General features: G+C 38.6%; 23 protein-coding genes and 1 pseudogene. 14 read left to right on the top strand and 10 right to left on the bottom strand.

All coding sequences use genetic code 11. The features are described 5' to 3' along the window. Positions 1–34 precede the first annotated feature (34 nt). Positions 35–532 (bottom strand): DUF2505 family protein, encoded by a 498-nt coding sequence (locus F902_RS11575; RefSeq protein ID WP_005203595.1) that lies wholly within the window; start codon positions 530–532, stop codon positions 35–37. 234 nt (positions 533–766) lie between these two features. Between F902_RS11575 and F902_RS11570 the strand changes: the two genes are divergently transcribed. Next, complete coding sequence (locus F902_RS11570) at positions 767–1795, top strand: AraC family transcriptional regulator (protein ID WP_026057457.1); 1029 nt, start codon at positions 767–769, stop codon at positions 1793–1795. 286 nt (positions 1796–2081) lie between these two features. Here the strand turns inward: F902_RS11570 and F902_RS11565 are convergent, their stop codons facing one another. The 4 genes from F902_RS11565 to F902_RS11550 are packed head-to-tail and all read right to left on the bottom strand — an operon-like array spanning position 2082 to position 5421. Continuing rightward, complete coding sequence (locus tag F902_RS11565) at positions 2082–2519, bottom strand: DUF2147 domain-containing protein (protein ID WP_005203590.1); 438 nt, start codon at positions 2517–2519, stop codon at positions 2082–2084. Between the two features lie 27 nt (positions 2520–2546). Next, complete coding sequence (locus F902_RS11560; RefSeq protein ID WP_005203588.1) at positions 2547–3338, bottom strand: enoyl-CoA hydratase; 792 nt, start codon at positions 3336–3338, stop codon at positions 2547–2549. A 33-nt stretch (positions 3339–3371) separates the two neighbouring features. Next, positions 3372–4325, bottom strand: a complete 954-nt coding sequence (locus tag F902_RS11555; RefSeq protein WP_005203586.1) for a fumarylacetoacetate hydrolase family protein — start codon at positions 4323–4325, stop codon at positions 3372–3374. A gap of 16 nt (positions 4326–4341) precedes the next feature. After that, on the bottom strand, positions 4342–5421 hold the full coding sequence (locus F902_RS11550; RefSeq protein WP_005203584.1) for an amidohydrolase family protein: 1080 nt from the start codon (positions 5419–5421) through the stop codon (positions 4342–4344). 190 nt (positions 5422–5611) lie between these two features. On the opposite strand from F902_RS11550, the gene F902_RS11545 reads away from it, so the two are divergent. Further along, positions 5612–6076 carry a DUF2147 domain-containing protein gene (locus tag F902_RS11545; protein ID WP_005203582.1) on the top strand — a complete coding sequence of 155 codons (465 nt, stop codon included), beginning with the start codon at positions 5612–5614 and terminating at the stop codon, positions 6074–6076. Between the two features lie 53 nt (positions 6077–6129). On the opposite strand, the gene F902_RS11540 is transcribed toward F902_RS11545, so the two are convergent. Then, positions 6130–7416: an OmpP1/FadL family transporter gene (locus F902_RS11540; RefSeq protein WP_005203580.1), complete on the bottom strand. Its 1287-nt coding sequence runs from the start codon at positions 7414–7416 to the stop codon at positions 6130–6132. A 220-nt stretch (positions 7417–7636) separates the two neighbouring features. On the opposite strand from F902_RS11540, the gene F902_RS11535 reads away from it, so the two are divergent. The 9 genes from F902_RS11535 to F902_RS11495 all read left to right on the top strand — a co-directional run bounded on the left by F902_RS11535 (position 7637) and on the right by F902_RS11495 (position 16490). Beyond that, a complete protein-coding gene (locus F902_RS11535) occupies positions 7637–8497 on the top strand; it encodes an alpha/beta fold hydrolase (RefSeq protein WP_005203578.1) in 861 nt (286 codons plus the stop codon). 12 nt (positions 8498–8509) lie between these two features. Further along, entirely contained in the window at positions 8510–9514 is a 1005-nt protein-coding gene (locus F902_RS11530) for a VOC family protein (RefSeq protein ID WP_005203575.1), read from the top strand. A 17-nt stretch (positions 9515–9531) separates the two neighbouring features. Continuing rightward, the gene (gene mhpA, locus F902_RS11525) at positions 9532–11280 is read left to right on the top strand and encodes a bifunctional 3-(3-hydroxy-phenyl)propionate/3-hydroxycinnamic acid hydroxylase MhpA (RefSeq protein ID WP_005203573.1); all 1749 of its coding nucleotides are present in this window, start codon (positions 9532–9534) and stop codon (positions 11278–11280) included. Next, on the top strand, positions 11277–12068 hold the full coding sequence (locus F902_RS11520; RefSeq protein WP_005203571.1) for a 2-keto-4-pentenoate hydratase: 792 nt from the start codon (positions 11277–11279) through the stop codon (positions 12066–12068). The genes mhpA and F902_RS11520 overlap by 4 nt, the downstream gene beginning before the upstream one ends. 8 nt (positions 12069–12076) lie before the next feature. Continuing rightward, on the top strand, positions 12077–13045 hold the full coding sequence (locus F902_RS11515; protein ID WP_005203569.1) for an acetaldehyde dehydrogenase (acetylating): 969 nt from the start codon (positions 12077–12079) through the stop codon (positions 13043–13045). A 3-nt stretch (positions 13046–13048) separates the two neighbouring features. Further along, complete coding sequence (gene dmpG, locus F902_RS11510; RefSeq protein WP_005203568.1) at positions 13049–14077, top strand: 4-hydroxy-2-oxovalerate aldolase; 1029 nt, start codon at positions 13049–13051, stop codon at positions 14075–14077. A 4-nt stretch (positions 14078–14081) separates the two neighbouring features. Then, a complete protein-coding gene (locus F902_RS11505) occupies positions 14082–14930 on the top strand; it encodes an SDR family oxidoreductase (protein ID WP_005203567.1) in 849 nt (282 codons plus the stop codon). A 52-nt stretch (positions 14931–14982) separates the two neighbouring features. Continuing rightward, positions 14983–15810 carry a lysophospholipid acyltransferase family protein gene (locus F902_RS11500; RefSeq protein ID WP_005203566.1) on the top strand — a complete coding sequence of 276 codons (828 nt, stop codon included), beginning with the start codon at positions 14983–14985 and terminating at the stop codon, positions 15808–15810. Positions 15811–15875: 65 nt separating this feature from the next. Continuing rightward, positions 15876–16490, top strand: a complete 615-nt coding sequence (locus F902_RS11495; RefSeq protein WP_005203565.1) for a TetR/AcrR family transcriptional regulator — start codon at positions 15876–15878, stop codon at positions 16488–16490. Between the two features lie 282 nt (positions 16491–16772). Here the strand turns inward: F902_RS11495 and F902_RS11490 are convergent. The 4 genes and pseudogenes from F902_RS11490 to F902_RS11480 all read right to left on the bottom strand — a co-directional run bounded on the left by F902_RS11490 (position 16773) and on the right by F902_RS11480 (position 19337). After that, positions 16773–17008 (bottom strand): annotated as a pseudogene (locus tag F902_RS11490) (VF530 family protein). 356 nt (positions 17009–17364) lie between these two features. Beyond that, complete coding sequence (locus F902_RS22980; RefSeq protein ID WP_005203564.1) at positions 17365–17496, bottom strand: hypothetical protein; 132 nt, start codon at positions 17494–17496, stop codon at positions 17365–17367. A 20-nt stretch (positions 17497–17516) separates the two neighbouring features. Continuing rightward, complete coding sequence (locus F902_RS11485) at positions 17517–17843, bottom strand: hypothetical protein (RefSeq protein ID WP_005203563.1); 327 nt, start codon at positions 17841–17843, stop codon at positions 17517–17519. A 15-nt stretch (positions 17844–17858) separates the two neighbouring features. Further along, complete coding sequence (locus tag F902_RS11480) at positions 17859–19337, bottom strand: phage/plasmid replication protein, II/X family (protein ID WP_005203562.1); 1479 nt, start codon at positions 19335–19337, stop codon at positions 17859–17861. Between the two features lie 120 nt (positions 19338–19457). Between F902_RS11480 and F902_RS11475 the strand changes: the two genes are divergently transcribed. From F902_RS11475 to F902_RS11465, 3 genes are all read left to right on the top strand, one after another. Next, positions 19458–19661, top strand: a complete 204-nt coding sequence (locus F902_RS11475) for a hypothetical protein (RefSeq protein ID WP_005203561.1) — start codon at positions 19458–19460, stop codon at positions 19659–19661. Between the two features lie 465 nt (positions 19662–20126). Beyond that, positions 20127–20762: a CDP-alcohol phosphatidyltransferase family protein gene (locus F902_RS11470; protein ID WP_005203560.1), complete on the top strand. Its 636-nt coding sequence runs from the start codon at positions 20127–20129 to the stop codon at positions 20760–20762. A gap of 10 nt (positions 20763–20772) precedes the next feature. Continuing rightward, complete coding sequence (locus F902_RS11465; protein WP_005203559.1) at positions 20773–22521, top strand: bifunctional alpha/beta hydrolase/class I SAM-dependent methyltransferase; 1749 nt, start codon at positions 20773–20775, stop codon at positions 22519–22521. Positions 22522–22567: the final 46 nt, after the last annotated feature.

Here is a 22567-nt window from a genome sequence, read left to right as displayed (position 1 = left end):
CACTATTTCTGAAGATTGGAAATATTTAAATTAATCAGATATATGCATGGCTTTTAATTTCATCACATACAATTTTCAATTCAATATCACTAAAACGTCGAATTTCAGACTCAGCATGTTTTGCAAGCATGTTGCCAATTAAGGGGACATTCACTTTAACTTCCCAGTCAATAGTGATTGTCAATTTTCCATTTTCTATTGAATAACGTGCTTGGTTATTAAAACTACTTGGCATATTCATTTGAAAAGTGGATTTGCAGACTAAATGCTCAATATCCCAATGATCTTCGCGAACAAGTTTGAATGCTCCATTTAAGAACTTTCTTGCCATTTCTGGGATATTTACATCTAGATTTTGGGACCGTTTAAGGTAATATTTTGAACCAGTAAATTCTTTATTGAGTATCTCTAAATTTTCACACGGTACTTTTGAGCAGACACTTAGATGAAACTTTTGATTTGACAGTATTTTTTGGGCCTCTGCCCATGTGCAGGGTACTAACTCCTGTTTTACCGTAAAGCGATGTGCCATTTCCTAACTCCTTTAAGGCTGGGTAGACGTACTGTTCATACACAACATCATCAATGAAATTAAGTTATAAGGCTTGATGGGAAATGCCAAAGAATTGATACTTTGCGCCAAAATATAAAAATGAGTAAAGATTTTAGGAATCAATTATTTTTACGGTTTTATAATTGATTTACACTTACTTGACACCTCTAAGAAAACTATTTGATACTTTGTGCCATATTAGAATGAAACGAGATTATTGGATTGAATAAGCCGTTGCATAGTAGAAAGATTCCTGAAACATATGTTCGATTATTGTTTCAATATCTTGAGGCACAAGGAGATGATCCAGAAAAAATTCTTGGCGAACCTTGGCCTGTAGCCGATTCAAGTGGCTTAGGTGGGATCGATGTTGATCATTGGGAAGAGTTGCTTGTTATTGCAAGGGAATATTTGAATGATCCTTTAATAGGTTTGCATGTTGGTCAAACGATTACGGCACAGCATCTTGGAATTTTAGGTTCCGTCTTTCTAGCTTGTGAAAATCTTGGAGCAGTCTTAGAGCGTTTTGAGCGTTATCATCGCCTTTTATATGATGTTGTTCCCGCATCTGTCCAGATGCATACTGACTATGTAGAAATTTCATGGGAGGTTCAAGACTACCAAGTCAATAGCTTATCTGATGAAACTGGTTGGGCCGTGATAATCCAGTTTTGTCGAAATCTAATAGAGGGCCAAGATAAATTAAAAGCTGTTCATTTTATTCATAAGAAACCAACAGATATCAAGCCATATGAAGATTTTTTCGGGTGTCCTGTTCTATTTGAACAGCCTATACCGCTTATGCGCTTTGATATGGAAATGCTAACGATACCGCTTAAAAACTCTGATGCGACTTTAGTTGCCATACTAGAGAAGCATGCGGATACTTTACTTGCAAGTTTGCCACATAATGATGAAATTATTGAACAAGTTAGAAAGCAGATCGCTTACTTGATCCCTCAAGGTGAACCCGACGTAGAACAACTTATAGAGATACTAAATTATTCACGTCGGACGTTTCAAAGACGATTGAAGGAAGCGGGAACGACCTTTAGAAAGGAGTTAAATTTTGTGCGATATGAGTTGGCAAAATCTTATCTAAGAGATCAAAGATTACAAATTGTAGAAATAGCATTGTTATTAGGGTATGCAGAACATAGTCCATTTACTAGAGCTTTCAAAGAATGGTCTGGTAAAACTCCACAGCAAGTAAGAGATGAGATGAAAATCAGATCTCATTGATTTGATGAACTTTTCTATCTAGACGAAGAATAGAGCAATAAATGTAACTATAAGAACTCTATAAGGTGCCTAATATATAAATAAGTTGAAAAGTCATTCATTACATATCAAGCTCAAAGCTGAGCAGCCCCATAACTTGAATAAAGTTCAAGATATTCAAAAAAGGGTTGCAGCAAGTCGGTGCAAGCTTTGAATTAAATGATATTAAACATTAAGTATTTCTTATTTCGAATAGAGCTATTATTGGATTGAACAATAACTTCAATCCAATAATAAAAAATTCTACTTATTTAACTTTATACCAAGTCTGACTTCTACCAAGTGCAGAAATACCGATATAACCACGACCGCTGAGCTTCTTGCCGTCAGGAGATAGGGTAGCATTAAAACTGTATGTTTTACCTGTCTTAGGATCTAAGATTGATCCATTTGTATATTTGCTTTCACCTGAACTTTTTAAATTTTTGACGATCGTCAGACCGACTAATGATTTATTTTGGTAGGCTCCTTCGCACTTAGTACATTTATTCGCTTCACTAGAAACCAGAATTTTTTCGATGGTCGCTGATAGAGCACCATTTTTATCTTCACTAAATCTTACAAGAGCTCTTGGTTGATTGGTTTGATCATCAATCGTTTTCCATACCGTACCATTAAGCTGGTCTGATGCAAATGAATGAATTGAGTAAGAACCGAGTAGAAGCAAAAAGAAAAACTTTTTCATCACTATAAATTTCCTGCTGAAAAATAATCAATTAAATTGGTTGAAATTGGGTTGACGCTTTTGAGAAAAAGCAGCCAGAGCTTCTTTAAATTCAGGAGATTGTAGACGCTCTAAAAAAATCTCTCCCTCTGTATCAATACAATCAAGTACAGAGCGATTTTCTGACTGTTTAAGCATGGCTTTGGTAATTTGCAATGATGTATTCGGTAGAGAAGCAAGCTTGTTTGCTTTTTGCAAAGCATAGTCATAAACATCCGTGATCACTACATCATTCACCAAACCAATATCTTTAGCAAATACAGCATCAAATGGTGTAGCCAGCATTAAAAGTTCAGATGCACGCAAGTATCCAATTTGTCGTGGTAACAGTAGACTTGAAGCACCCTCTGGGCTTAAGCCAAGACTGGTAAATGGAAGCTGAAAACGGGAAGTTGGATCACAATAAACAAGGTCTGCGTGTAATAAGATTGTTGTTCCGATACCAATTGCGACACCTTTTACAGCCATAATCAATGGCTTTTTTAATTGATGTGCAGCTCTAAGCAGCTTAAAAGCAGGAGCGTCTAAACCGAGTTTTACAATCTTATCAAAGTCTTGTAAATCGTTACCTGCAGTAAAGTCTTTATCAATCCCTCTAAGGATGACAACCTTAACTTCTGAAATGTGATCAGCTTGAATAAGTGCGGCTTCTAGTGCCAAATAGAGGCTACTATGAAGCGCATTTTTCCGATCAGGTCGATTGATCATGAGAGTGAAAACACCATCATTAAAATGAATATCTAATTCGGGATGAATGTGTTTTAAATTAGCCAAGCTCATATAGAATCCAGTGAGAATTGAATTTATTCAATGTTATGAAATTTGATGTCGCTGATAGCCTAAATTGATTTTGCCATCACTACTAAAAATATGAGATTCAATCTGATCACCAATTTTTAGATATTGGGAGCGTCGAGACTGGCTTTTGTTAAACAATTGCCATTTGATCTTCTCAGGTAAAAGCCCTGTCATTTTTATCAGTGTTGTCGATGGTAATCTAAGTGCACATCCAGATGGTGTACCTGTCATGAGTACATCACCGACTTCAAAATTAGTAATCTGAGAGAATTCAGTCAGTGTCTCAGCGGGTTTAAAGACTAGATTCTCTGTCGAATCCTGTTGACGAACTTCACCATTTACTTTTAGGCAAAGTTGTAACTTGTTTAGATAATGCATTTCAGCTTGATTCAGTAAACACAGTACAGGACCAAGCGGACAGAATGTACGATAACTTTTTCCTTTATAAAACTGCATTTGCGGAATTTGGATGTCACGCGCTGAAACATCATTACCAATACATATACCTGCAATATATTCATGTAAGTTTTCTGCAGTGACGGTGACGCTACCTTGCGTTTTTTTCCCTAGGACTAGTGTTAATTCAATTTCATAGTCTAATAAATCAACATGGTTTGGTTTTTCAATCCATCCAGTTGGACCATGAAGCGATGCCAATGATTTGGTAAAAAACATATTAAATGACTGGGTATCAGGATTGATTCCCGAATCAAGCATATGTTGGCGATAATTCGCACCCTGACATAATATTTGAGATGGATTGGTAATTGGGCTCAGTAATTTCACGTTAGCAAGTAAGTATTTTTCTTTACTTTCCGTTGCCAATTTTGCCAGTTGGAGTATGCCACATTGAATGATTTCCTGAGTGCTTTCAAAGTCATGCTGAAAGGAAATAATTTCATCATTCTGAATGAGTCCCCAACGTTTTTTTTGTTGAGCATCAATAAAATGAACAATATGTAAAGCCATAACAAATATCCCAATTTTATTTTGAGCGTTTCTTTTCTGCGATAGCGATAATCGGCTGAGTCATCCAACGTTTAAATTTATTGCCGAAAGATTCTTGTTGATAAATTGGGCGTGGACTGACTTCTTCATTGGCTTTGTGGTATTGAGGAAATAGGCTTAACGCATTGCCTCTTTGAATTTTATAGTGATCGGTTTCATTAAAAATGCTCAGTTCTCCAAGAGACTGTACTTGCATATGGGAGGCCGGCGCAGGCGCAAATGGAAAATCACTGCCAAATAAAATTCTTTCTGTGCCAACAAGCTCTTTTAAAGCTGACATAGCGTAAGGAGATGGTGATAAAGCAGTATCAAAATAAAAACGCTTGATATAGGTCATTATCCCTTGAGGTGCATTTTTATTCATGTCAGAGATTAGGTTGCCTAGAGAGACTCGCCATGCAATATAAGGTAGGAAACCTCCTGCATGAGCTAAAATAAACTGGATATCTGGAAAGCGTTCCATCACACCAGAAGTAATCAGGTTGACTGCTGCACGTGTGGTGTCTGGTAAAAATTCAAGAATAAATCCAGGCGTGGTCAATCCTAGATTTTCACTGGTCTCATGCAGATTGGGATGAATAAAAACAATCGCTTTACGTTTGTTGAGTTCGAACATAAGTTCTTCAAAGCGACTATCTCCAAGAAAAACACCATTGGTGCTTCCCAATAATACAATCCCATCCGCTTTCAGGACTTCTAAAGCATAGATGGCTTCTTTGCATGCTTCAGCAGTTAAGGGCATTGGTAGCACTGCAAAAAAACCAAATCGGTTTGGAAAGTTTTGCCGCATTTCAGCCGTATATTCATTGCATTGACGAGCCAGGCGACATGCTTCTTGTACATCACCAAAATAGACACCAGGAGCGGATAAAGAGACGATGGCAGTCTCAGTGCCGATCTGATCCATAATGTCAATCGATTGTGATGGTGTCCAGACAGGTAAAGGAGCACCCGCGACTTTGTCGATGCCTTTATTCAGCATTGCCTCTCTAAAAACTGGAGGAACAATGTGATGATGCACATCAATTCTTCCTTGCTGAAATATTGTATTTGTCATATCTGATCCTCAGCCGAGCTGTTCGTTTTTAGTTGCTAGTATTTCTAGACAACAAAATATCAATATGCTTATATTAGATCAATAGTGATTAAAATTGAACAATAGTGTTTAATATTTTTTGTATTGTTTTAATTGCGAATACGTTTAATTTTTTGAAAAGATAATTTTAACGAGCAGGGGGAAAACGCTTATGAAGTCAATAGGGACTATTTTTATCCAAATTTTTCTATTCAATATTTTTATAGCAAATACATGGGCTCAAGATATTACAGGGATGTGGAAGGCAATTGATGATAAAAGTGGTTATGCAAGGGCAAAGGTGAATATTTATAAAAGCAATGAAGGGCAATACGAAGGAAGAATTGAGGAGATATACCCGTTGCCTGGTCACAGTACAGCATTTACGGATAAATGCTTTCGCTGTAAAGGAGAACTTAAAGATACGCCTCTGAAAGGAATGAAGATTCTGTATGGCTTCAAAAAAAATATGAATAGACCAGATGAGTACCATGATGGTCATGTCATTGATCCGATGAGCGGTAATATTTATAAAGGTAAAATTAAAATCAATGCCAGTGCTACAAGAATGATTTTACGAGGATATATTGGTACTTCAGCCTTAGGTCGAAGTCAGGTTTGGATGAAAGTGGACTAAAATTTGATGGCCCAAGCCAACATGATCTTATGATGTCGACTTGGGCTATGTGATTAAAATTTATAATTCAACTGAAGTGAAAAAATATCTGCGTCAGTGTCAAAAGAACCAGTGAGTGTTTGCATCGTTGGTTTACCTGCTACAACAGTTGGACTTTCAATTGTTGCTTCATTTGCAAAAATATGTGAGTAGCCAACATCCATACTTAGGTTTTTACTTACTTGAAAGCCTGCACCCAATGAAAGCCAAATGCGATCAGTATCAGGAAAACGAACTGTTCGATCAGAAGATGACTCAACCACAGATTGATCATAAGCCATACCGAATCGGAGTTGTGTTGACGGTGTAATTTGATAGAGAGCGCCGATACTTGATCTTAAACCATCTTTAAAGTTAAGTTGCTCCTCGTATACAACGGCATTATTATTTGGATTTACTGCACTAAAAGCAGGAAGAACAGACCAATCATACCAAGTGAATTCTGCAAGACCTGTCAATTTCGGAGTCAAACGATAGGCACCTGCTAAACTCGCACTTTGTGGCATTTTAATTTCTACTTCTGCTGGAGTAGTGAGTTTTGCAACTGGGGTAGTTACAGTCAGTGAACCATCCAGTTTTAAACTTGTTTCAGAACGATAGGTCAAACCTATGTCTAAATTTTCTGTAGGTCTTAAAAAGAACCCGATATTTCCTGCCCAGCCATGTCCATCACCTTTTAATTCGCCTTGAGCATCACCTAAATAAACGGGTGGATTGGTATTGATCAGTGGAGCAGCCTTTCTGGTAAGGGTGGCATCAAAATCGAGATAGTTTAATCCCAATCCAATCATGAGCTGAGGGTTAATCTCATAAGCTAATGAAGTATTCACATTAACACCAGTGACTTCAGTTTTTAGCCCTTTATAACGGCCAACAAAATCCTCATCCCATTCGCCTTTATTTCCGTATAACGGAGAAACACTCATTCCCACGGCAAAAGGTTGTTCACTTCGATACACATATTGAGCGCTTGGAATCACAAATTTGCGTTCAATGCTGGCTTCTGCGTTGCCTGTTGGAACGATGGGTGAAATTGATGTGTTATTTTCTCCTTTGAAATCAGTTTTAGCATCAACATACGATGCAGAACCTGATAAATAATGGCCTGAACTTAAACCCATCATTGCTGCGGGGTTATAGGCAACCACACTTGCATTTTGTGCAAGTGCTGATGAACCAGCAAAAGCATAGCCAACGCCAGCTGCAGTCTGTGTATCGATAAAAACACCAGATGCGTAAGTTAAAGAAACAGGGCTTAAAGCAATAAGAAATATGAATTTTGATTTAAGTGGTCCGATCACAACAGTATCCTTGAAATTTACATGAATATAAAATATTAAACAAAAGTGTTCAAAAAGCAATTACTATGTAAAAATTATATTTTTTAAGGTTTTTAACGAATATTTTTTTATAAAAATTATATCTAACTGAAATATATAGATTTAAATTAAATGAACAAATATTGATTAATTTGAACAGTTATGTTCAAATTAAATATATAAAGTATTTGAGAAAGAAAAAATGACGAACACTCATACATTGACATCCCAAGTGGTGAAATTTGGTCAGAGACAGATTTTTTTAAGTGAACAGGGTGAAGGTTTCCCGATTCTTATGTTGCATGGTGGTGGTCCAGGTGCTTCAGGGCTATCTAACTACTCCAAGAATATTGACGCATTGGCAGAAAAATATCGCGTTCTCATCCCAGATATGCAGGGTTATGGGCAGTCTTCAAAGGGAGTGAATCGTGATGATCCGTTTGGAGATTTAGCAGATGCAATGTTGGGCTTATTGGATCAATTAAAAATCAAGCAAGTCCATATTATTGGTAATTCTCTTGGTGGTGCATGTGGCTTACGCATGGCACTAGAACATCCAGAGCGAGTTGCAAGCTTGATTCTTATGGGACCGGGCGGAATTAATACCACCAAAGGTCTACCGACTAAAGGTTTGAACTGCTTGTTAAATTACTACGGTGGCAAAGGACCGAGTATGGATAAGCTCAGAACCTTTATCCGTGAATACTTGGTCTTTGATGGCAGTCAGGTGCCTGAAAGTGTCATCCGTGAACGTTTTCAAGCCAGTATCGATCCAGACGTAGTTGCAGCACCGCCATTAAGAAGACCTACGGGCTTGAAAGGTGCGATTCGCATGGACTTCACCCGTGATTCACGACTTAAAAAATGCAAGGTTCCAACCTTGGTGGTGTGGGGGGCGAATGATTTAGTGAACCGCCCGAGTGGCGCATTAACCTTGCAGAAAATCATGCCGAATTGTGATGTGTATTTATTTGCTAATACAGGTCACTGGGTGCAGTGGGAAAGGGCGGACGAATTTAACCAGTTGAGTCTAGATTTCTTTGCTAGACAGAGCAATGTTTGAAAAGGTGAGTATATGAATAGCACCGCAGTAGATCAGGATATTTTTGGTTCAGTACGCATGGGTTATGCGGTAATTGAATCCAATAAATTAAAAGAATGGAAAACTTTTCTGCAACAAGGTTTGGGTCTGCATTTTAATGCAGGTGCAAAATTAATCAATGAACTCAGCTTTCGCATGGACGATCATGCCAAACGCCTGATAGTGCAAAAGGGAAAGTCAGAAGATTTTGTCGCACTAGGTTGGCAGGTTAAAGATCAAAAAACGTTAGACATTATTCTTGGTCGCTTGGCTGAACGTGATATTGCCGTTGAGAAAAGTACGCAGGCTGAGGCTGAGCAAAGAGGAGTTAAACAGTTTTGGCGAATTGTTGGTCCTAAAAAACAGAATATCGAGCTGTTTGTTGAAGCCAACTTGAGTGATGAACCGTTAAATATGCTGACCTCAAGCTTTGTGACTGGTGATGCAGGAATGGGACATGTGGCGGTTACCTCACGTAGGCCTGTAAAAATGCAGCGTTTCTGGCAGGAAATTTTTGATGCCCGTGTCAGTGATTATATTGAGCAAGTCATCAGTGGCGTGACGCTGGATATTACATTCCTGCGTTTAAATGAGCGTCATCATTCCGTTGCAATTGCTACAACACGTGAAGTCAATCTTGACCCGATTCGCAGCAAAGTACAGCACATGAATTTACAGGGTGCGTCTTTAGATGATTTATCCAATGCCTTTCAACGATGTAAACAACTTGGTTATGAAATGGCGCATGAGATTGGGCAGCATCCAAATGACAAGGAATTGTCTTTTTATGTGATTAGCCCATCAGGTTTTGAGATTGAGTTGGGTTGGGCACCGTTGGTTGTCGATGAAAAAAAATGGCAAACCACCAAGTATTTTGCCATCAGTTCATGGGGACATAAACCTGAGAATCCAAGCAAAATTTATATGCTCTCGACCAATTTAGGTAATTTAAAGCAGGGAATCTCTACCGTGATTCACCCTGAATATTCTCCCATCTAGCTTTAGAGGTTCTAAACATGACAGGTCAGAAAACAAAAAAATCGACATCAGAAAATGTAGATGTGGTTATCGCGGGGCTAGGACCAACTGGATTGGTATTGGCACATATTTTAGGTAAACGTGGGCATCAGGTGTTGGTGTTGGAACGTGAACCTGTGTTTTATGGTAATGCTCGTGCGGTATATACCGATGATGAGTGCATGCGAATTTTTCAGTCGATAGATATGGCTGAAGAGCTGCAAAAAGATATGTTGTTGGATACGCCTGTACAACTTGTTCGTCCAGACGGCACTGTGATTGCACAATACAAGCCGCTAAAACGTCCATTTGGTTGGTCGGTGGTGAATTTTTATTATCAGCCGTATTTGGAAACATCTTTAACCAATGCCTTAGAAAAATATCCAAATGTTAAAATTTTGCGTGGACGTGAACTGATTAATTTTAATCAGGATGCAGATAGCGTGACGGTGATTCATCAAGCCACACAAATTTATCGTTTTAGTGATGAGTCAGATGTCAAAACCGAAGCACAGGGTGATAGTGATATTCAGCAAGTCACCGCTCGTTATTTGGTCGGTTCAGATGGTGGACGTAGTACCGTTCGTGCCAAACTTGGCATTGAAATGTCAGGGAAAAACTTCCCAGAGCCGTGGCTGGTGGTGGATTTAAAGCAAAAAGACCGCAATAAAGGCTTACGTCACTTACCTTATTTTAATTTTGTAGTAGATCCCGATTTGCCAGTGGTGAGCTGTGTACAGCCAGATGGTTTCCATCGCTTTGAGTTTATGCTGAAAAAAGGTCAAACCAAAGAATATATGGAACAACCTGAAACAGTACGTATGTTGTTATCCAAATTTGTCAATCCTGATGACTTTGAAGTAAAACGTAAACTGGTCTATACCTTTAATGCTTTGGTTGCTAATCAATGGCGAGATAAACGTGTACTTTTGGCAGGTGATGCTGCCCATATGACCCCACAATTTATGGGGCAAGGCGCAAGCTCAGGGATCCGTGATGCAGGCAATTTAGGCTGGAAACTCAGTGCGGTACTCAATGGTCAAGCTGGAGACAAATTATTAGATAGCTATGAAAGTGAGCGTCATGATCATGCCAAGGCAATGATTCAGGGTTCTGTCTTATTAAAAGATCTTGTTTCAATGACCAATCCAGTGATTGGGAAAATCCGTGATGGTGTAATTAAAGGCGTACTTTCTACCCCAAAATTAAAAGAATGGGGACAAGAAGGTGGGTTCAAACCAAAACCTATTTATACCAAAGGACAATATTTCGGTTTAGCACGTAAACATCGTTTAAGCCCTGAAGGTGGCTTATCTCCGCAGCCTATTGTCCGTGGTTTTGATGGTCGTCCTGTACTTTTAGATTCTCTATTAGGTGAGAACTATTCTTTGATTGGGTTATCAGTGGATCCAACATCAGGTTTATCAAACACATCTAAACAAGTCTTAGAACAAATTGGCTGTAAATTTATCACTCTATATCCATATTCTGGTCGACCTCAAGGCCATATCAATAGAGATTTAAATCCTGATGTGCTTGAAGTGGAAGATATTGATGGCGATATGGTGTGTTGGTTTAAAAAGGCATGTAAGACATCGCAATCCATTGCAATATTACGTCCTGATAAATTTACATTTGCTGTTGTTGATCAAGTCGAAATTAATTCGACCATACAGCAGTTAAAGCATCAATTGGATTTAACTGCTGATAAAACTGGTTCTCACACAATTGGCGGGGTGAATGTATGACGATTAATGATCAAGAACGTTTAAATTCTGCGGCTTTGGCATTGCGCCACGCTAGACAATCAGGTCAAACAGTTGGGCAAATATCTGAATCACATCATATTTCTGGTTTAGATGAGGCTTATGCTGTTGCACAAATTAATAGTGATTATAAGGTCAGCCAAGGTGCAAGAATTATCGGCAAGAAAGTTGGTTTAACCTCAAAAGCAGTGCAACAACAGCTTGGTGTGGATCAGCCTGATTTCGGGATTTTATTCGATGATATGGAATACCTAGATGGTGACACCGTTCCTGTCAGCCGACTTATGCAGCCTAAAATTGAGGCTGAAATTGCTTTTATTGTTGGGCGAGATCTTGTTGGGCCAATGCCATCGTGGGGAGAGTTCATATCCGCATTGGCTTATGCCTTACCCGCTTTAGAAATCGTCGATAGCGCGATTCATAACTGGAAAATCACGTTAGAAGACACGGTAGCCGATAACGCATCTTGTGGTTTGTTTGTTCTAGGGAATCAGCCGATCGAAATAGGCAGCTTAAATCTAGCAAAAGTAAAAATGGAACTTGAACACAATAAAGTTGTGGCATCAAAAGGTAATGGAGCCGCGTGTTTAGGTCATCCTTTAAAAGCTGCTTGGTGGTTGGCCCGTACCATGTGTGAAAAAGGGATTGGTTTAAAAGCTGGTGAGGTCATTTTATCTGGTGCGCTAGGACCAATGGTCAATGTACAAGCTGGTGATAACGTGACCGCCTATATTGGCCGTCTTGGTTCAGTCAGTTGCAAATTGGTGTAGGGGAAAACATGAATAGTCAAGCAAACAATAAAATCAAGGCTGCGATTATTGGTAGCGGCAATATTGGCAGCGACCTCATGATCAAAATGTTACGTTATGGTGAGCATCTTGAAATTGCCGTAATGGTCGGTATCGACCCTGAATCAGATGGTTTAGCCCGTGCCAAACGCATGAATGTTGCCACTACCCATCAGGGTGTACAAGGACTAATAGATTTACCTGAATTTAAAGACATTGATATTGTATTTGATGCAACCTCTGCTGGGGCACATATCAAAAATGATGCCTTATTAAGACAACATAAGCCGAATATTCGTATGGTGGATTTAACTCCTGCGGCAATTGGTCCTTATTGCGTTCCTGTGGTGAATCTGGAACAACACATTGATCAGCCCAATGTAAACATGGTGACTTGTGGTGGACAGGCGACTATTCCAATGGTTGCTGCAGTCTCGAAAATTGCTAAAGTTCATTATGCTGAAATTGTGGCGTCTATTTCCAGTAAATCGGCAGGGCCAGGCACACGAGCAAATATTGATGAATTTACCGAAACCACATCAAAGGCACTGGAAACAGTTGGTGGTGCAACAAAAGGCAAGGCGATTATTGTCCTCAATCCAGCCGAACCGCCATTATTGATGCGTGATACGGTGTATGTGCTGTCTGAAGCTGCGGATCAGGCTGCGGTTGAAGCCTCGGTTGAGCAGATGGTGGCTGAGGTTCAAAAATATGTTGCTGGCTATCGCTTAAAACAAAAAGTCCAGTTTGAGGTAATTCCTGAATCTGCCCCACTCAATATTGCAGGATTAGGGAAATTTTCTGGGCTAAAAACCAGTGTGTTTTTAGAAGTTGAGGGCGCTGCGCATTACCTACCTGCCTATGCCGGAAATCTGGATATTATGACTTCGGCAGCGTTGGCAACAGGCGAGAAAATGGCGGCATCGCTCCAGTCACAACGTGCATCGGATGAGGGCTAAGAGATGGATATGATCAAAAAATTATATATTTCCGATGTGACTTTGCGTGATGGCAGTCATGCAGTCCGCCATCAATACTCCATTCAAAATGTGCAAGAAATTGCCAAAGCGTTAGATGAAGCAAGAGTAGACAGTATTGAAATTGCGCATGGTGATGGATTACAGGGTTCAAGCTTTAACTATGGTTTTGGCGCACATACAGATCTGGAATGGATTGAGGCTGCTGCGGATGTACTCAACCATGCAAAAATTGCGACATTATTGCTGCCTGGTATTGGTACCATCCATGATCTTAAAGCTGCTTATAACGCGGGTGCTCGAGTTGTTCGTGTGGCAACACATTGTACTGAAGCTGATATTTCCAAGCAGCATATAGAACATGCCAGAGAATTGGGCATGGACACCGTGGGCTTCCTGATGATGAGCCACATGACCACGCCTGAAGCATTAGCACAACAGGGTAAAATGATGGAGTCTTACGGTGCACAATGTATCTATGTCGTAGATTCGGGTGGTGCGATGTCGATGAATGATATTCGTGCACGCTTCAGAGCGATGAAAGATGTTCTAAAGCCTGAAACACAAACAGGAATACATGCGCACCATAATTTAAGTTTAGGTGTTGCGAACTCTATTGTTGCTGTTGAAGAGGGCTGTGATCGTATTGATGCAAGCCTTGCAGGTATGGGGGCAGGTGCTGGCAATGCTCCGTTGGAAGTTTTCATTGCTGCTGCTGAACGTTTAGGTTGGCATCATGGTACTGATTTATTTACGTTAATGAATGCTGCTGATGAATTAGTAAGACCATTGCAAGATCGCCCAGTACGTGTAGATCGTGAAACACTTGCATTAGGGTATGCAGGGGTATATTCAAGCTTCTTGCGTCATGCCGAGATAGCTTCTAAACGTTACGGCCTAAATACCGTTGATATTTTAGTGGAACTGGGTCGTCGTCGTATGGTGGGTGGGCAGGAAGATATGATTGTCGATGTCGCTTTAGACCTTCTAAAAAAACAGCAACAGGCAGGATAACAGCATGGCTCAATTTAAATTAAATGGCAAAGTGGCTTTAGTAACGGGTGCAAATTCAGGTACCGGCGCAGTTACCGCAAGAGAGTTGGCATTACAAGGTTATCATGTGTTTTTAGCCTGCCGCTCGCAGCAGAAAGCGCAAGCTGTACTTCAAGAAATCCAAAGTCTTAGTTTTGGGCGAGCAAAAGCGGAATTTATAGAGCTTGATCTGGCCAATTTAGATTCTGTACGTCAGTGTGCGGCACAATTTCTTTCCAGAAACTTAGCCTTGCATTTACTCATTGCCAATGCTGGCTTGGCAGGCCAGAAGGGGATGACTCAATCAGGTTTTGAACTCACATTCGGCGTTTGCCATGTTGGACATTTTCTTTTAACGCAATTACTGACTGAAAAATTAATTGAATCAAAACCTGCACGGATAGTTGTAGTTTCGAGTAAGGCACACCGACATGTTCAAGGTATTGATTTCAATGCTGTGTTGAAAACAACCAAGAGTTTTGGTGGCTTGAAAGAGTATGGAGTGGCCAAACTTGCAAATATTCTTTTCGTGAAAGAACTCGGTCGTCGCTTATATGGTACAGGCGTCACCGCCTATGCCATACATCCTGGTGTGGTTTCAACTAATGTCTGGCGAGGTTTGCCACAACCGCTAGTTAAGTTAATTAGCCATTTTATGATTAGCCCTGAAGAGGGAGCAAAAACAACACTTTATTGTGCTACCCAACCGCAGCTTGCTGGTGATACAGGGTTCTATTATGAAGATTGTAAAGTCAAAGTTTCTTCACATGCTGCTCAGAATATAAATTTAGCCAATGAGCTGTGGGAAAAGAGCTTAAATTGGGCAAAACAATAAACCAAGTTTTAAGAATACAGGGACGTCTTCTTAATTTGATGAGGTGAATAAAATGGATAACTTTGTACCCCCAAAAGAAAACTATGGCAAATGGGGACGTGATCTAGAGCGTTGGTATTTTGATCCCGTCTTTTTAAACTCGGATCAACTCAATATGTCAAAACCTGCATTGTTTGTTGGAAATCATACCTTGTATGGTCTTTTGGATGTGCCATTGTTTGTTGAACATATACGGGAGCAACATGGTATTCACTTACGATCTTTAGGGGATCGTATGCATTTTCATATTCCAGTATGGAAAGACATACTCACAAAAGGTGGTATGGTCTTAGGTTCGCCAGAAAACTGTCATGCCCTGATGGAGGGGGGACAGTCAATCATTGTATTTCCTGGTGGTGCACGTGAAGTTATGCGTAGGAAAGGGGAAAAATATCAACTGATTTGGAAAAGGCGAACAGGCTTTGCCCGCCTAGCAATAGAACATGGTTACGATATTATTCCCTTTGCTTCTGTTGGAGCAGATGACTGCTTTGATATCGTTGTAGATGCTAATGATATCCAGAATAATTCAACAGCCCAAAAAGTATTATCTGCATTCAAACTCAATGATAAATTGAGAGGTGGGGACATTTTGCCTCCCTTACCAACAGGTGTGGGTTATTTACCAATCCCTAAACCTCAACGTTTTTATTTTAGTTTTGGAGAGCGAATATCTACTTTGGATGTTACGCAGGATGAACAAGCTATATGGGGTATTCGTGAGCAAGTTGCGCAATCCATTGAAAAGCAAATTTCAGAACTAAAAGAATACAGATCAACCGATAAAAAGGAGAACTGGAGCTGGTTACGTAAGAAACTCACAAAAAGTTTTGATGAATAGTATAATTTGTATAATAATAGTCAAATTTGTTCAAATAAAGCATTCTTGTTCAAAAGGTTTAAATTGTGCGTTTATCTTCATCACAGCAAAGAATTCATAAAACAGCATTAAAACTTTTTGCTGAAAAAGGCTCTACGAATATTAGTATAAGTGAGCTCGCTTCAGCTTCTGGTGTGGCTCGTGGCACTATTTATAATAATCAGCTAGATCCTGATACTTTGTTTGAAGACATTGCATCTCAACTCGCTGAAGAAATGAATGCACGTGTTATTAAAACACTAGGGAATGAATCAGATTCGGCTATCCGTCTTGCGACGGGCATTCGTATGTATGTTCGTAGAGCGCATGAGGAGTCCGATTGGGGACGATTTATATGCCGCTTTGCTTTCAGTTCAAGATCACTAATGGCTCTATGGTCAAGTAGTGATTCACCATTGCCAGATGTAATGGCTGGTTTAGACAGTAAGCGATATACATTCCGTGAGGATCAACTACTTTCGATTATGTCTTTGATCGCAGGTTCAGTTTTAACATCCATTTTTCTCGTATTAGAAGGACATAAAACTTGGAGAGATGCTGGTACTGAAATTGCTGAGTTATTGCTATACGCTATGGGCGTAGACCGTGATGAAGCCTATAAGATTGCAAGAAGGGAATTAGCTCCTTTATTAGAGCTATAACCATTGCATTAAAAATCAAAAGTCTATCATCAGATAACATTTTAGATATAAAAAGCCCATGTTACTTAATCATGGGCTTCTTTAATGCAAAAACACTTTGGGTGAAAACCATCTGAGAAAAATCGCTACCAAAACAAAATTTAAACAATAAATTCAACAACTTAACACTTAAATATTAACATCCATTTTAGCCACACTATATGGTTATCAAAAATGCTTTTTTAATAAAATAGCTAATATAAGAAATAACACAGCGCATGGGTACTATATGATCAATGATAACTACGATTTCTGTTTGGCTTTTTGGCGTAAGACATATAAATATAAGTTTTCTACTTTTTCACGTGCCCATGGTGTGGTACGTAAGAATCGCAATGATGATTTAACACTTGGATCTATACAAAAACATCTAATTTCAATTTTACGACTCAAGCCTTCAAAGCCACCGTAATAATCCAATAATTCATCCAAAATATCAGCAAGTTTTTTACCGTGTGAGGGTCATTGGAGACGTTCATAATAGATCAACCATATTTTGGGAGACCATCATTATAACCTGAGCTCGTTGAAAAATGAGAGGGTTAGCATTTAAGCGTAATTAACATAGAAAATTACAGCTTATCTTCCTATTGATGTGTGCTGAAATAGCAGGAGACATTCACTTGGGTGATTCTAGGCAGCCGACTTGTAAAAATCTTCTGCCATTTATGGAGAACTCTAAGTCAGCAACGTGAATCTCTACGATCATAATTCACGTCGTTGAGCTGTAGCTACAAACAGTAACTTGCGTAGCGGTGCTGCTCAGGCCACAGTCTTAGATATCCTATTTAACATAATATACATTATACGAAGTATAGTATTGTTAAGCCTTTGATTAAAAAAGAGTTTCTCCACAATGCGGACAATATTCCCATTCTTCTTTGTCTGCATACTCAGCTAAAAACTCATATTCACAGTTTGTACAAGTAATCTTATCTAGTTCGTCTGCATCAAGTTTCTGAGTCATGACGAGATCCTTTAAGCCGTTTATTTTTGTTGTTCAATTTTCTTTTCTTCAAGCATTAAGACTTTGCCGTCTCCAGTAGTCTTGTAGAAAATCGACATGCCATTCATTTGAGTTGATAACTCAACTGGTAGATAGATTTCACGACCTTTGAATGAAAGATAAAAATCTTTTAAATGCTGATGTTCTGGAACGACTTTAATTGGTTGAGAAAATGGAACCATTTGCTCTAAGCCTTTGTCATAGCGTTGAGCTGAGAAAATAAGACGCATTTTTGGTTCGCCTTTATCGTCTACACCGTTCTGTTCGACATTTAGAAGTTTTGCTTTATAGATAAGTAATTGAGTCATGATATTCACCTTGAGTTAAGCAGTACGTAGTTGATAACTGAACATTGAAACTGGTTCGACGAAGTTTGGAGGTAATTGATCTTCAAATTTCATTTCGAACATTTTGATAAATGGAATAACGTTGTTCGTTGATTGAACATGTAGATTTTGTAGGTAAACCAATGAGTAACCGCATTTTTTTAATGCAGCTACAAGATTTCGGAATTGTGATGGGCTGTATTTAGACTTCATTTCCTCAAAGCCAAATCGTTCGAGATCGTAATAGAACTTCTCTATGTTTTTTGCCTTACGTTCTGAAACAGTACCAGCAGGTATTTCTTTTTTAAAAGCTTTAAATATCTGAATGTAAACGTTTATATGACAGAAATTCTGTGATGGTTTTTCATGTAAACGCTGTAAGTAAGTACCACTAAAGCCTGAGTCAATCAGGTCGGCTGCAAGGTTTAAAAAACGTTTGTGGTTGTATTTCTTTTTAGTTTCATTGTGACCAATGGATTCAAGCAAAAGGTAAAACTCCATGAGTTCATCAACCTTTCGTGTACAGATTTTCTTTTCAGTAGATACAGTTTGATGAACAGCAAGAATATTTTTAAATACGGTTTCATGGTCAGATACTTTCATATTTGTACCCTCAAATGCTTGAAATAGTTGGTGATTAGCTTTAAGCCAGATGTCTTGTAAAAAAGTAGGATTAGCGCGTTGGTAACGGATAAGTTGAAATAAATTAGTCGGAATATCGAGTTCTTTCATAACGTATGCTTTGATACTGGTTTCAAAGCGTAATAAGCCTTTGGCAAATTCTTGTAATTCAGGGTCTGACATGACTTTGACTACACGTTCAGCGCATTTGTCATTTGACTTGGCAAGCTTGATTTGCTCTTCAAGTTGTTCCTTGAATTCGTTGTTTTTGACATAGACTTTTCGCGCATAACGTTTACAACGTTCAGAGCCGAAATAAAGCGTGTTTTTAAAGGTTGCGTCTTTGGTTGATTTACGGATGTGTTGTGTTGAAACATTTCTCATTAGAGCAAGAACTTTTTCAGCTTCTCTATCATCACGAAAACGAAATGAGTAAGTTGCATCAAGCAACTTAACCTCTGTCATACCAATGTCGAGGATGTCATAAAGTGCAGGATTTGATTGAGCAAGATAGCCCAACATTTCTAAAGCACCCTCTTCTATCCAGTCAGTTCCGTAGACGTTATGCCCTTGCATAATTTTTGCAGGTGAGCATTTAAGTTCTACATAAGGATGTCCGATGACATCGTGAAATAACTTAAATGACATTTTTGTATGTGAGGTTGGGATTTTTGACCATACATGATGCAAGATTTGGTTTTTAACAGTCCCATCTTCATCTTTATATACATCGTATGAACCAATCTTTAGACCAAGATCAAGCAAGTCAAAACAAATAATGCAGTGTCGTCCGTCACTTGTTAATTCAACAAGCTCCGTTTTGACTGGTATCCACATTACGATTTTGTCTAGCATTTAGACCCCAAATCACAAATTCATAAATCATTTAATGAGCATAAAAGCATAAATCACAAATGAATACAAGCAGAAATCACAAATTCATTTAGAATGAAATCATTTTGAAAGGAATATCAAATGGCTAAGACTTTTAGATTTACTGATGAAGAAGAACAAGCGCTTAATGAAGTAGCTTTGAAACTGAATAGAGATTTAGTAAAAGTTGGTAAAAAACCATTAAGAGACACTGAAATTTTTCATGAAATTGTTAAGCAAACGTTGCTTGATGGTTTAATTGAAATAAACAGAGATGGATTAATTAAAATCGATACAAAAAAATAAAAGAATATGAAATCGAGATAGATATAAGGATATCGCTTAAATTTAGGCGTTAAGTCCACCCCAGAGATGGTGGACGAAACTTTGTTAGACGACATAAAGTGACGCTAAATACTGCCCTCCGCTTCTACTCCTTGTCGTCGTCCCTCCTTCGCGTCGGTCGAGCTTTGGGCAGTGCTTCGACTTCGCATAATGAAGATTGATGTTAAATATCAATCGAGTGCATCTTCGATTATCGCATTGTTGACATACAAAAAAAGACGTGTAGAAACACGTCTTTATTTATATATCTAACACATTGATAAGTAACATAATCTAGAAATTATGCGAAATAAAACAATTATCAATAATATGATGCTTAGCAACTACTGTAATTACCATTTTCCCGCTATCCCAATGTCAGTTGACATACATTAGAAAGTTACACACAATGCTATTCACTATATAAATATGCATATATCAATAACAATGCCTTCGATTTATCAGTTAAAACCAGCATTTCAGAATTTACTTCGTCCATTTGTACAATGGCTTTACTCTAAAAAGATTACAGCGAATCAAGTTACGCTTTTAGCAATGTTCATCTCTGTCGCTTTAGCAATTGCACTTTACAGCCTGCATCTTTACCAACAACCTTTAATTCTATTTTTATTGTTTCCTATATGGATGTTGGTTCGTATGGGCTTTAATGCAATTGATGGCATGCTTGCACGTGAGTTTAATCAACAATCAAAACTTGGCGCATATTTAAATGAAATCTGTGATGTCATCTCCGATTCAGCGCTTTATCTATGTTTTTTAGGCTTAGCTTTTATCAACCCATTCCTGTTGGGTTTAGTTGTCTTTCTAGCGATTCTGAGTGAATATGCTGGTGTTATGGCGCCATTAATTGGTCAGGAACGCCGTTATGATGGTCCTATGGGTAAAAGTGATCGTGCATTTTGGTTTAGTTTAATTGCGTTATGTGTCAGTTTTAGCCCGTATTTAATAGAAAATAATTACATAAATTCAATAATTTACTTCTGCAATGGGCTGCTTATTTTCATTGCAGCACTATTGGTTTTGACAATTTATAACCGTATTAAAAACAGTATTCAACTTTAAGGAAAATCAGATGCAAAGCTCACAAAAACATGTATTTACCAGTCATGATGATACCCAATTAGCCTATCAACATTGGCCAGCAGCTACAGAAAAAGTGACAAAAAAAGCAATTATCTTATTCCATCGTGGTCATGAACACTCTGGACGTATGGCACATTTGGTCAATGAGCTTAACTTGCCAGAATTTGATTTCTTTGCGTGGGATGCACGCGGACATGGAGATTCACCAGGTTTACGTGGTGATGCACCCAGTTTCTCTGCATGTGTGAAAGATATTCAATCTTTTGTACAACATATTGAATCGACGTATAACATCGTATCAACCAATATCGCCGTCATTGGTCAAAGCGTTGGTGCAGTTTTGGCAGCCACATGGGTACATGATTATGCACCAAAAATCAGAGCTTTATGCTTAGCTTCACCTGCATTTGATATCAAACTGTATGTACCATTTGCAAAAGCAGGTTTAACTGTTTTAAGTAAACTCAAAGGTAATTTCTTTATTACCAGCTATGTAAAAGCCAATATGCTGACGCATGATGTTGATCGTGCAAAAACATATGATACAGATCCACAAATTGCCAAAGCCATTTCTGTACGAATGCTTTTGGGCTTATATGCAGCGTCAGAACGTATCGTTAATGATGCACAAAATATCTTTGTTCCTACTCAGGTTTTATGCTCTGGATCAGATTTCGTGGTATTCCGTAAACCACAACAAAAATTTTATGAAAAGCTTCCTCATCCACGAAAAGAGTTTCATGTACTAGATGGTTTTTATCACGATACTTTAGGCGAAAAAGACCGCCATATTGCAATCGAAAAAATTCGTCGTTTTATCTTACAAAGCTTTGCTGAAGATTATCAGGCGCCTGATGTACTGAATGCCGATAAAATTGGTACAAGTTGTGCGACGGCTGAACAACTGAGTAGCCCACTTCCCGCTTCTTCCATCAAAAATCTATTCTGGAATCTAACCAAACGTAATTTAAAGCTCGGTAGTAAATTCTCGCATGGCTTAAAAATTGGTGAAGATACGGGTTATGACTCAGGCAGTACTTTAGATTTTGTTTATCGAAATCAAGGTGAAAGTAAAAATATTCTTGGCAATATTATTGATCAGCAATATTTAAATGCGATTGGTTGGCGTGGAATTCGTGTGCGTAAACAACATATTGAGCAGTTATTGGCAAAATATGCGAAAGTACTGACCAAGCAACGTAAAGATGTTCGCATCCTAGATATTGCAGCGGGTCATGGGCGTTATATTCTAGATGCTGTAAATGAACTTGCAACACCACCCAAATCAGTACTTTTAAGAGATTATAGCCAGTTAAATGTTGATTCTGGTTCTACATTAATTCAGCAAAGAAATCTTGAAAACATTGCTCAGTTTGAATTAGGTGATGCCTTTGATACAGCATCACTAGCCAAAGTTAAACCAAAACCCAATTTAGTCATTGTTTCTGGGCTTTATGAATTATTTAGCGATAACGATTTATTAAGACAATCACTCTCTGGTATTCATCAAGCGATGCTACAAGGCGGCTTCCTGATTTACACGGGACAAATTTGGCATCCACAACAAGAGTTTATTGCACGTGCGCTTACCTCACATCGTCAAGGTGATGCTTGGGTGATGCGGTTACGCTCGCAAGCCGAAATGGATGCATTGGTTGAACAAGCAGGCTTTAAAAAAGTGGACCAATGTATTGATGAATTTGGGATTTTTACAGTTTCTGTTGCTCAAAGAGTTTAAATAAAAGGCTTCCCTTTTTAATAAATATCGTAAAAGTTTTTTGGTT

The sequence above is a fragment of the Acinetobacter higginsii genome (assembly GCF_000369525.1).
Taxonomy (GTDB): domain Bacteria; phylum Pseudomonadota; class Gammaproteobacteria; order Pseudomonadales; family Moraxellaceae; genus Acinetobacter; species Acinetobacter higginsii.
The sequence above is the reverse complement of the archived record's forward strand: the minus strand, read 5'-3'. Positions and strand labels throughout refer to the sequence as shown.